10 protein-coding genes are annotated in these 11,698 nt (G+C 33.0%); 9 read left to right on the forward strand and 1 reads right to left on the reverse strand.

Annotated features, from left to right (window positions below; translation table 11 throughout):
• Positions 1 to 53: 53 nt before the first annotated feature.
• The 6 genes from ACNRYB_RS14810 (at position 54) to ACNRYB_RS14835 (ending at position 5,974) form a co-directional block, all read left to right on the forward strand.
• Positions 54 to 752, forward strand: a complete 699-nt coding sequence (locus ACNRYB_RS14810) for a DUF1826 domain-containing protein (protein ID WP_473727734.1) — start codon at positions 54 to 56, stop codon at positions 750 to 752.
• A gap of 27 nt (positions 753 to 779) precedes the next feature.
• Positions 780 to 1,415 (forward strand): MEDS domain-containing protein, encoded by a 636-nt coding sequence (locus tag ACNRYB_RS14815; protein ID WP_473727735.1) that lies wholly within the window; start codon positions 780 to 782, stop codon positions 1,413 to 1,415.
• Positions 1,416 to 1,472: 57 nt separating this feature from the next.
• Positions 1,473 to 2,078, forward strand: a complete 606-nt coding sequence (locus ACNRYB_RS14820; protein ID WP_473727736.1) for a hypothetical protein — start codon at positions 1,473 to 1,475, stop codon at positions 2,076 to 2,078.
• A gap of 332 nt (positions 2,079 to 2,410) precedes the next feature.
• Positions 2,411 to 3,430: an META domain-containing protein gene (locus ACNRYB_RS14825; RefSeq protein WP_473727737.1), complete on the forward strand. Its 1,020-nt coding sequence runs from the start codon at positions 2,411 to 2,413 to the stop codon at positions 3,428 to 3,430.
• Between the two features lie 379 nt (positions 3,431 to 3,809).
• Positions 3,810 to 4,472 (forward strand): HEPN domain-containing protein, encoded by a 663-nt coding sequence (locus ACNRYB_RS14830; protein ID WP_473727738.1) that lies wholly within the window; start codon positions 3,810 to 3,812, stop codon positions 4,470 to 4,472.
• Between the two features lie 89 nt (positions 4,473 to 4,561).
• A complete protein-coding gene (locus ACNRYB_RS14835) occupies positions 4,562 to 5,974 on the forward strand; it encodes an ApeA N-terminal domain 1-containing protein (RefSeq protein ID WP_473727739.1) in 1,413 nt (470 codons plus the stop codon).
• 87 nt (positions 5,975 to 6,061) lie between these two features.
• Here the strand turns inward: ACNRYB_RS14835 and ACNRYB_RS14840 are convergent, their stop codons facing one another.
• Positions 6,062 to 6,481 carry a helix-turn-helix domain-containing protein gene (locus tag ACNRYB_RS14840; protein WP_473727740.1) on the reverse strand — a complete coding sequence of 140 codons (420 nt, stop codon included), beginning with the start codon at positions 6,479 to 6,481 and terminating at the stop codon, positions 6,062 to 6,064.
• Between the two features lie 182 nt (positions 6,482 to 6,663).
• Here ACNRYB_RS14840 and ACNRYB_RS14845 point away from each other — a divergent pair, with 182 nt between their 5' ends.
• From ACNRYB_RS14845 to ACNRYB_RS14855, 3 genes are all read left to right on the forward strand, one after another.
• Entirely contained in the window at positions 6,664 to 7,260 is a 597-nt protein-coding gene (locus ACNRYB_RS14845; protein WP_473727741.1) for a hypothetical protein, read from the forward strand.
• Between the two features lie 284 nt (positions 7,261 to 7,544).
• On the forward strand, positions 7,545 to 10,487 hold the full coding sequence (locus ACNRYB_RS14850; protein ID WP_473727742.1) for an Ig-like domain-containing protein: 2,943 nt from the start codon (positions 7,545 to 7,547) through the stop codon (positions 10,485 to 10,487).
• 546 nt (positions 10,488 to 11,033) lie between these two features.
• Positions 11,034 to 11,690, forward strand: coding sequence for an outer membrane beta-barrel protein (locus ACNRYB_RS14855; RefSeq protein WP_129747560.1), 657 nt, complete (start codon positions 11,034 to 11,036; stop codon positions 11,688 to 11,690).
• Positions 11,691 to 11,698 lie beyond the last annotated feature (8 nt).

Raw genomic sequence — 11,698 nt, forward strand, 5'->3', positions numbered from 1 at the left:
CCGCAACTATCAATCTTCTATAATTAAGAAGTAAAAAACTTCTAAATATTCTCATGAGCAATACTTTTTCTGATAATAGCCAGATTGGAGTAGTATCTACTTTTTCTGAACTTGTGCATACCAATTTCAAAGGAGAAATGAATGCGCTTTGCTGGCACAGAAATTTGGAAGGCGATTTTAAAGAGATTGTTTCCAAGTTATCTTTAAAAGAAAATATAACAGAAGTTTCTCGAGAAGATTTAAAAACACTCCAACTCTCAGAAAAAGGGAATATAGCGAGAGAAATAATTTTAAATGATTTGCAATTACTAGCCGATTTTGGAGCTTCGCCATCTCTCAATTTACTAAAGTGTTACGAACGTGATGACGAATTTGATTTCATTTCTACAGATGTTTATTCGTTTCATGTAGATCGTTCACCAATTGCAACAGACACTTTTTTATGCACGTATCACGGAGCTGCAAGTGATATTGTGGCTAATTCGCAAGCAGAACAAAAAATCTTAATTCCAGAAATTAGAGCAAAACTCAAAGAACTGCACAATGGAGCAGAAGAAGAGTTTGAAGATTTTTTGAAAGAAAACTATTTTGATTTGCATTATCAGATTCGTGCAAATGCCAAACCAATTAATTTAGGTTTAGGGCATCTTTGGCGATTGGCTGTAGATCACCCAAAGCAAGAAGTACTGCCTTGTGTGCATAGAGCGCCAATAGAAAATGACGGGGAATATCGGTTGCTGCTGATTTGTTGATGAAAAATATTTATTTATATTTGAGTTATGAACAAACAGACTCCTTTTACGGTATGTGGAGAATCATTGACGGCTCCAATGCACATTTGCGGTTTTTTCGATTCTAGAGAACAGCAGTATGAAGTAATTATTCCTTATATTATGGAAGGTTTAGAGACAAATGAAAAAGTCATAAATATTCTTGAAGGAAACCGCCATAGTGAACATTGCCGTTGTCTGGCTCAGAACGGAATATCTATTGCCGAAAAATTATCAACCGGACAATTGGAAGTACTGGCTTCTGAAAACTCCTATATCAAAGATGGCGAGTTCGCCGCAGATAAAATGTACAAAATGCTCGAACAGACTTTATTATCGGCTTCAAGAGCGGGATATGATAGTGTAAGGGCGTGCGGAGATATGGTTTGGGCTCTCAAAAACCTGCCAGGAACTGATGAACTTTTAGAGTATGAAGCCAAACTGAACCTACTCACTCCACAACATTCAGTTTCATTAATTTGTATGTACGATATCAACAGTTTCAGCCAAAAGGCACTTACAGATATATTGCTTACACATCCTTACGTAATCAAGGACGGAAAAATTAGCAAAAACCCGCATTATGTAGAGCCTTTAGAATTGCTTGCTAGTCTTTCTTCTCGAGATGGTGTGCTTAAATCTTAAGCGCTTATTTTTAGTCTTTTTTAAATTATTTGTGTAACAGCAATAAAATGACTTTATATGAGAATATTTGATTTTCTTAAAGAAATTTTTCTTCTAAATGATAATGGCAAGAGCGAAACCCCAAATGAAGAGATTGTTGTGGAATCTCCAGATAAAGATGTCAATTCTGAGCTCTCAATGGAAGAATTAGTGAGAAATGATTATTTTAAGAAGTTTGAAGATTTTGATAAAAGCAGAATAAATCAAGATAATTTAGAACTCAATGGAGAAGGTACTTGTATAATGATTTCTGGCAGTGATCGCTATGGACATGTAAAATTTAGATTTTATACTTCTACTAAAAGCGATTCGGAAATAGTTTGCAGTGTAAGTGAGAAAGAATTGCCTAAATATTGTAGGGACAGTGTTGATAAAGTTGCAAACCTATTTATTGATTTTATTGAGAAGGAAAGAGCCGATGGGCAAAAGTTTGTTTTTGAAATTATTGACAGTACTTATCACCCTGTAGACGCAAGAGCTATGGCATATGAAGTAGCCACATTTCGTGCAATCCAAAATTCCTTTGATGAAAGCTTACATAAACCAAATTTAAGGTTAGTGAGAAGAGAAGTTAAAAAAGAGAAAATAGTAAAAATAAAAAGGAGAAGTAATTTTAAGCTATAATGAATTATAGTTTAAAATTTGATATAAACATATTATAGAGCTTAAAGAAGACTGTCAAGACCAATCAAAATAATGGCAGTTTAGTTTAAGAAGTTGAAAAATACTACAAAAATATTCTTAAATATAACAAAAGTGCTTATTTTTGTTATATTTATACAAATAAACTGATTCCCAGTGTTGTAATAGTTTAATTGTTAAAGAAAAAACGGAATTCAGCGATGATAAAAAAAAGTTAAAAGCATTCTTAATTTTAAAGTGGCACAATTCCTGCCTGCAAAAAAATCATTGAATAATCTGAGCGCTTAATCGGTGTTCTAAAAAAATTAAAATAAATGAAAAGATTTAAATGTATGTATGTTTTTGTAGTAGTGTTATTATCAACATTTACATATGGTCAGGAAAGTTTAAAAATGTTTGTAAAAGAAAGTAAAGTGCCATGTACGGGAGTTGCACCTATGGAATGTCTGCAGGTAAAGTATGATAATGGCAAAGAATGGCAATTATTTTATGATCATATTGAAGGTTTTAATTTTGAAAAAGGAAATCGATATGAACTACTGGTAACGAGAACCAAAAGACCAGAACCTATTCCGGCTGATGCTTCTGCATACCAGTATAAACTGAAAAGCATAATTTCTAAAACACCTGTAAATAAGGAAAAAGGAATTTATAATACCAAAATGATTTTAACCCAGTTAAACGGAAAAAAGGTAAATAACGGAAAAGCATTTATTACAATTAACGATGAAGCTGGTACAATAAGCGGTAAAAACGGATGTAATAATTTCAACGTAAAATACACGAAGCTTTCTTCAAAAAATCAAATCAAGACCAATTCTCCTATGGGAACTTTAATGGCTTGTGACGACGAAAGCATGAAATTGGAAAAAGAATTTAGCGCTGCGATAACCAATAAAAAGTTCAAAATTGTAAAGAAAAACAATACAGTGCAGTTTAAAAATTCTAAGAACAAAGTGGTTATGGAATTTTCTATTCCAACTCAAGACCAACTTTGGAGTTTTATTGGAAAAAACAATTGGAAACTAATCGCACTAGAAAATGTTGGACAGGATTACGGAAAAGCTTCTATTAAGTTTAATCCATCAGAAAAGAAAGTAAGCGGAAATACGGGTTGCAATAACTTCTTTGGAATTTATGAAACTAACGGTGATACTATTTCTTTTGATAAAATAGCGACTACAAAAATGGCTTGCATTGGTGAAGGAAATGACACAGAGCAAAAAATATTATCTTATTTAAACAATAAAGATCTGCGTTTTGATGTAGCAGACCAAACGCTTAATTTTTATCTAAATGATAAATTGGTCATGATGTTTGGGATTACAAAATAATTTAGTTTTATAAGTCATCTTAAAATAGATGATGATTTATGAAAAAAAAGAAACCAGTGAAGTTGATTCACTGGTTTTTTATTTTATGACCCGATAGCGCGGATTTGCAATCCGTGCTATCGGGTAAATTATTTTTATAATAAATTGGTATTTTTAAATCTGTTATTATAGACTTTGCGGAAAAGTATTAAAAATGCGCGTGATTGGATTGTAACTATATATTACTAGTCATGTTTGCTATAAAATTAATAGAATCTGAATAATATTATTTAACTACGCAAAATTATTGCGTAGTTGTCTGGTATCTTTGAATCATTAATCGTCATGACTGATTTTATTAATTGTAAGACATAACATTATGAAAAGATCAATTAAATTTATGGAAAAGTTATCTGTAGGATATACGTTTACTGACCTTGGATACCGAGATTATATTGCGGCGCGCTTTTTACTTAATAATCATTATATCGTTCAAGGGCTGGCTCTTGCAAGTATTGCCGTAGAAAAATATTTGAAAGCTATAATTGTTTTTAATTTACAAGAAAGAGAATGGTACAATTATCATTTTGACAGATTCGAACAGCTTAAAAATCTACTTGCTAAAGTTAACAGTGACGTTACTCAAGAGTTTGATCCCGTTTTCGTAGCAATATTAGAAAAGGCTTTTAAAATTAGATATTACGATAAAATTGAAAAACCGATTTATATTGGTTTTTACATTAATCAATTTATAGGAGAATTAGACTATACAGTTAACTATTTGGAAAATTTTATTTTTAATACTCAAAGCTGCGGACAACCGATAACAGTATATAATAAAGCTGTTATAAACAAAGATTCAGATCTCTATTATAACAACTTTATACTAAATAAAGAGAATAAAAAGCATTTTATGGAAAAACCTGATATAGGATTTTCAATATATATTAGTGGAGGGGCTGTAATAAATCAAGAAGAAATAGTAAAAGGAGGGAGCACACGAAATAAATATGATGGACAAATAGCAGAATTCACCGAATTCGGTCCAGAATTTATGTTGTAAGAATATTTTTTTGCGATAGCTCGGAAATTCTTTCTATGACTCAGCTCTCAGAAATGTTTAAATTAAAACTTATTTAGTGTAAATAATCTATGACAGAAAAATTTGAAATAAAAGGATTATGGTTTTTACCTTCTAATAAAGACAAGAAGGTATCAGGGATATTAAGATTTGACCCTATTGAAGGTTCCTATTTGGAATTAATAGGTTCTTTAGACGAAAATAAAAGTTTTCAGGATTTTAACTCCTCTCTAGAGAATGGTAGTATAATTTTAGGGACTTCGGTTGATAGTGAATCTATTACACTTTATCGATGCTATTTAAGTTTTAGAGAAAGAAAGACGTTACGCAGTGAAGTGCCAGGTCCTACGAAAGAAACCTTTTATGTTAATTTTATTTTAAAAGGTTATCATTTTGAAGATGAAGAATCTCTTAAATTTAATACGGTTGCAAGTTCTTTACAAAATTTTGATGAGTGGCTTGATATTTCAGGTTTTCAGAATGATTCTAAAACAACTGTTGAAAATTTATATAGTATTAATTATATAAAGCCAAAAGATATTGAATTTGATCTTCATGACAATCATAGTGGGAAGTTTACTTTTAGTGTTTCTAGACCTAAATTTTATTCTAAAAAGCATGAATATATAATTCAAGAAGCTCGACTAGAACTTAGTTCTAGAAATGAAATAAGTTTACAAGAAATACGCAAATTGTTAAGTCGTTTTCAAAATTTCTTGATTCTTGGAATATACAGAAGTGTTCTTCCAAACAAAATAATTCTTTATAATAATAATATCCAAAATGATTTAGGTGTAGCTGGTAAATATAGAAAGCCAATTGAATTTTATCAAACTACTCGCAAAAGAAGAAATGAAAAAGAAAAACATCCATATGAGATGCTTTTTAATTACACTAAAATTAAAGATGTTTTTCCGTTGATTATAAAAAATTGGTTTGAAAAGTACGATAAGTTAAGCCCTGCTTTTAATCTTTTATTTGATCAATTTTATAATGGTGCTGTATTTGATGAAAATACGTTTCTCAATTTGGCACAATCAGCTGAAACATTACATTCTAGAATCTATGACCATACAAAAATGCCAAAGGAAGAATATAGTGAAATGAAAAAAGAAATATTAGAAATATTGCCAGCTAAATATCATAGTTGGATGAAAGGACAGCTACAATTCGGCAATCATTTAGATTTAGCCCAAAGACTTATAGAATTGACTGAGAAGTATTCTAATGACATAATAGATGAAATTATTCCAGAAAAAACAACTTTTGTTAAACAAGTTAAGGATTTAAGGAATTATTATACACATTATAGTAAAAGCTTGGAAAAGAAAAAAATCTCTGAAAAAGATCTAATGTTTTTATCTGAAAGATTAAAAATGCTACTGGTGAGTGGCTTTTTGTTTGAAGTAGGCATGTCAAAAGAGTTGTCAAATACATTATTTAGGAATGCTAATTCTTTTTTATTTAGACACTTAACTCCTTAATGATAAAATAATAGAGCATAATCATTTGATAAACAAAAAGAGACTTTTAAAAGTCTCTTTTCTGTTTTATATATCTCTATAAAGTAACTATTTCCCAATCAATTTCTCAAGCCTAACCATCATCTCATCTTTCTCCTTCAACATGCGCTCGTATAAAGCAATTTTTTCATCATATAATTGAACAATTTTGTCAACAGGATTGAAAGTAGGTTGATAGCTAAATCCAGAAGCAACAGCATTATCTTTAAAGTCTTGAAATGAATAAGTATTAGCAATAATATTCACAGCATGTTCCTCATCAAAATTCTGAAAAGCTTCAACAGGAATTTTTAAAACGGCTGAAATTTGTTTCAGTAGATTTTCTTCAATAACATCTTTTTGCTCCAGCATAGAAATTTTCTTTTGGTTCCAGTCTTCGCCCAGATCATAAGCCAAAGCTTCCTGCTTTATGTTAAGCATTTCTCTAAAACGTTTTACGTTTCTTCCCTGATGTATTTTCTGTTCCATAATGAATATTGAGTTTTCTGAAGATTCAAAGATAAAGCCATTTGGGCTAAAAATCGTGAGTTTCAAAGATAAAAAAATATTTCAAAGAAGAATTGTTTTGTAAGAATATTATATCTGTATTTCGAATAGATTATCCTTTAGAAAGAAGAGAATTTCGCTTTAGAATTTTAAATCTATAAGCCATGAAAAAGAATAAAACAACCTTCGAAACTAGCTTCTGGGCAGGATATGCAGCGGGAAATCCGTTTAAGGCAATCGATGCTTTTTTTGCTTTTGCACATCTGGATTACTACAAAAAAAGTTTAACCGAAGCTGTACTATACAGCTATAAAACAAAAGTCTACAAACAGGACAATCCTTCGCATGTTTTTGTTTTGTATACCGTTATCAAATCTTTCCTCAAGGTGTGTTCCTGTCTAAAGGAGAAAAGTAGAAAATGGAAAATAAAAGATTCTCTGCGATCTGAAACGGTTTTTCATCTTTCTTCGCTAACAAAAGAAGAATATGAGAATCCATTTTTGGTGTTTCAAAAAGCATTTGCAGAAAAAACGCTAGAAGAATTTGAATCATTTCTGTACCAAATCCTTGAGCTTTCATTGTCTCCACATTCCGCAGATTCCGAGCCCGATTTGATGACACCTTATATTCATATAAACAAAATGCTTGATGCAGTAGAATTCATAAGAGAAAGGGGAGTTGAGAAAATCAAGAAAAGGAACCCGATCACGCAGATTTATCTCCGTAACGATAGCGCGGATTTGCAATCAAACAATTCTTGAGGAATAAATGAAAGTAAATTTTTAGAAGCAAGTAAGTTTAAAAAATAAGGTTGTTTTTTTATATTCTCATTTTCAAGACCTTAAATTATCAAATTTGCATCTATATTGATTCTTGATTTTTTATTTTGTTAAAAAATGTATTTTATTGATTGTTAAGTTTTTATAATGAAAAAATCGTTTTATTGATCTTGATTTTTTGTCCATTTTTACCTTAATTTCTTTTTTAAGTATAGTTTCGTTACGGCCTTTTTGTAAGGCACTAACTATTTAATAAACCAAAACTTATGAGAAACAAATTACATTATTTTTTTTTGAGAAAAGCTCAATTTTACCATATTATATTATGGTTTTTTTTTCTTCTTTTTACTTCAGGTTCCTATGCCCAACGCGGTTATTATGATGCACCTTATAAAAGGTACGAGGCAAATTTAGGGCAATTGTCTAATGGTGCTTCAGTCACTGCAAAATCATACAGTCAGGCCGATCTTCAGTCAGAAGCTTCAGATCAGCAGTGTGTGAATATGTCTGCCACAAATGCGACCGTTCAATGGACGCTTAGTGAAGCCGCTGACGGATTAGTAATTCGCTATAGTGTTCCTGACGGGCAATCTGGAACTATTGGGGTTTATAATGGCAACACAAAGCTTACAACGCTTACTTTGACTTCAACCTGGTCTTGGGAATATTTGTGGAGCAACGGAAATCCGAACAATAACGGAATTACAAATCAAAACCCAAGAATGCGTTTTGATGAAGTTCGCTATAAACTTCCTGCTAAAATTGCTGTAAACGGAACATTAAAATTGGTGAGAGAATCAGGTAATGTTCATATTGACTTTGCAGAAATGGAACCGGTGCCAACAGCTGTTACAGCTCCTGCAGGTGCCGTAACTTATTCAGGAAACGGAAGTGATCTTCAGACTTTTATTGATGCAAATGGCGGAAAAAAAATATTTCTTCCGAGCGGAGTTTATAATGTTAACCGAGAATTATATTTTGGTTCTGCAAACACTTCGCTAATTGGTGCAGGAATGTGGTACACACAGATTAATTTTACTAACACCAGCAGTTTAAATGGCGGATTACGTGCCAATGCAAGCAACATTTCATTTACAGATTTATATCTTACCACAAATTCGGCTTCGAGAAGTAATTCTTATAAAGCAATAAACGGAGTTTTTACAAGTGGTTCAATAGTAAAAAATATCTGGGCAGAACATTTTGAATGTGGTGCCTGGATTGCGCAATACAATTCTGGTGGGCCAGCAATTGCTGACGGATTTACATTATCGCACTGTCGTTTTAGAAATAATTATGCTGATGGAATCAATCTTTGCAAAGGAACAGCGAATTCAATTGTAGAACACTGTAATTTTAGAAACAATGGAGACGACGATCAGGCGATTTGGTCTGCTGACGGACTCGAATGCATCAATAATACATTTCGATACAATACTTCAGAAAACTGCTGGCGCGCTTGTGGACTTGCTATTTACGGAGGGAAAAATAACAAAGGTTACAATTTAATCATCAAAGATAATCTGGAAGCAGGAATCAGAGTGAGTAATAATTTTCCAGGAGCACCATTTAACAACGATGGTATGCACGAAATTCATGATATTACCATAACAGCCTGCGGAACTTTTAATGATACTTACAACAATCCCGTGGCGGCAATTGATATTTTTAGTGCTACAAATGCTGGAAGTCAGGTTAAGAATGTTCAGCTTTACAGCATTGATATTATAGATTCAAGAAACGATGCAATTTCTATTAGTAAAAGATCGGGAGATGGTATTTATAATCTTTCTTTTAAAGACATAACCGTTAACGGAACGGGTAAAGAATATCCAAATAACAATGTATTGAACAGAAACTGGGGCAGAGGCTATTTTGTGCTTATTGCAGGTTCTCCAAGCGGAAATGGCACCTATTGCAATATGAATTATTCTAACAGAGGCGGAAATGCCACAACTAATGAAGAAATTAGTGCAATTGGCACATTTTCATGGACGCAGAGCGGAAACTGTTCCACTACAAATGTTCCGGTTTCAGGTGTAACGCTTTCGCCAGGAACAGTAACTCTAGGTGTTGGCGCTACACAGCAATTAACTTCTACTGTTTCTCCAGCCAATGCTACCAATAAAACAGTAAGTTATAGTTCAAATAATACTGGTGTTGCAACGGTAAATGGTTCAGGTTTAGTAACTGCGGTTGCTTCAGGATCGGCTACCATTACCGTAACGACACAGGATGGTAATAAAACGGCGACTTCTGCAATAACAGTAAATTCATCAAATGTGGCAGTAACAAGTGTGAGTTTAAGCCCTTCATCAGCTACATTAGCTGTAGGCGGAACACAGCAGTTAACACCAACAGTTTTGCCTTCAAATGCAACTAATAAATCGATTAATTATACTTCAAACAATACAGGTGTGGCAACGGTTAATTCGTCAGGATTAGTTACTGCAGTTTCAGCAGGTACCGCTACAATTACGGTAACAACAGTTGATGGAAATAAAACGAGTACTGCAGCAATTACTGTAAATGCCGCAACAGGAAACTATTTTACCATCAAAAACAAATGGACAGGCAATTATTTATATGATGCCGGAAACAATGTAGGATATGGTCCAACAGTGGCAAACAATACTTACAAATGGGAAAAAGTAGCTATTGATGGTACTTACTATATGATAAAAAATGTAGGTACAGGAGACGTAATGCATATTGAGAATTTAACTGGTGCAGTACAATGTACAGCAGGCCAGTCCGGCTGGTTGAGCGCACAATGGTCTTCTGAAAATGTAGACGCAACCTGGGTAAGAATCAAAAACAGATGGCAGACAGGAGCGATGATTCATATTGAAAATCTAAATGGTTCTGCGCAATATCTTGGAGGTCAAAATAATTGGGAAAGTGCACAATGGCAGTTTGAAAACACTTCGACAGCGAAAAAAGTGAATACTCCTGAAGTTACAGTTGAGAATTCTGTAGTGAGCATTTATCCAAATCCTTCAGTTAATAAAGAATTTAATATTGTTTTGCCAGAACTGGAAGCAGATGATACAGCAACTGTAACAGTCACTGATAGCAGTGGAAGAAAAGTTTTGGTAAACAGAATCAGTTCATCTTCAAAAATCAGTCATCATTTGGCCCCTGGAATATATATTGTGACAATTAATTCCAATGCTTTTAATGTCTCTAAAAAATTGATTATTAAATGATAGATTAAAATTTAGAAAATGAACTGCAGACGCATTTATAATTAAATTTTATCAGAATGAGCTCGATATTGCATCGGGCTCATTCTTTTTTAGAGTTAGTTTTATTCTGTGTACGCACAAGCGATACGCTCGCGCCAGCAGGGGAATATAAAAGATTGCATTAATTTGTGTAACTTTTGTTTTGATGATTTGTTTTGTGTCTTATTGTTGCGGGTACGAATTGCAAATCCGAGCGAACGGAAAATCAAGAAAAGAAACCAAGTTGATTCTGCATCAGAATAAAACATTCGTTACCAAAAACATAAAAAAGAAATTTGTCTAATAGCATTTTGATTTTAAAAACAACACATGATTTTTTAGAATTTATCATATAATGGTTTCATTTTATAATTTGAAACATAATTGGTTACGCATTTTTGCAGAAAATCACTTTTGTAAGATAACTTTGGGTAAGAAAAGCCACCCATACAGACTCTAATTATTTTTCAATTAAGCTGACAGGCTTGGAACAATAAAATCATTTATTAAAAACTAAAATTAGAAATCATGAAAAAGTATTATTTATTAGTTACCTTTTTTTTCTTTTCGTTGGCGCTGTCGGCCCAAAGCGCCCAGTCATTTCTGCTTAACCTGTACGGAGGTTATACCTTTGCTGACAGAGTAGATTTCGATTCTTCTTACGCACGTGTAGAAGATGGTTTTGAGTACGGAATAGGTTTGGAGTACTTTATAATGGATAACGCTTCGGTAGAGCTAAAGTATAATAGGCTTGATACACACATGCCTTTGTATACAAAAGTTGCTATAATAAATGGTGCTAATACCATTCCTGCCGGCACTCAGCTTAATGCGGGAGATGATAAAGGCGCTATCAATTACATATTGGCAGATTATACATATTATTTCGGTTCGAGCTCTCAAAAGGCGCTTCCGTTTCTTGGTGCAGGTTTAGGGGTATCTATTCTTGAAACGCCTAGAAGTGGCAACGGAACTTATTTTGCTTGGGAGATTAAAGGCGGTGTGAAAGTAAAAACCAATTCGCCATTATCAATTAATCTTCATGCCTATCTGCAGTCTATGTCAGCAGCTGTTGGATATGACTATTATTGGGACTACTATTGGGGACCTGTAGCAGTTACGGATTATGCTACAACATTTCAATTTGGGCTTGGCGCTGCTATAAGCTACGATTTCAGCAAATAAAGATTCCT

It is taken from the genome of Flavobacterium sp. CR10, from assembly GCF_055814415.1.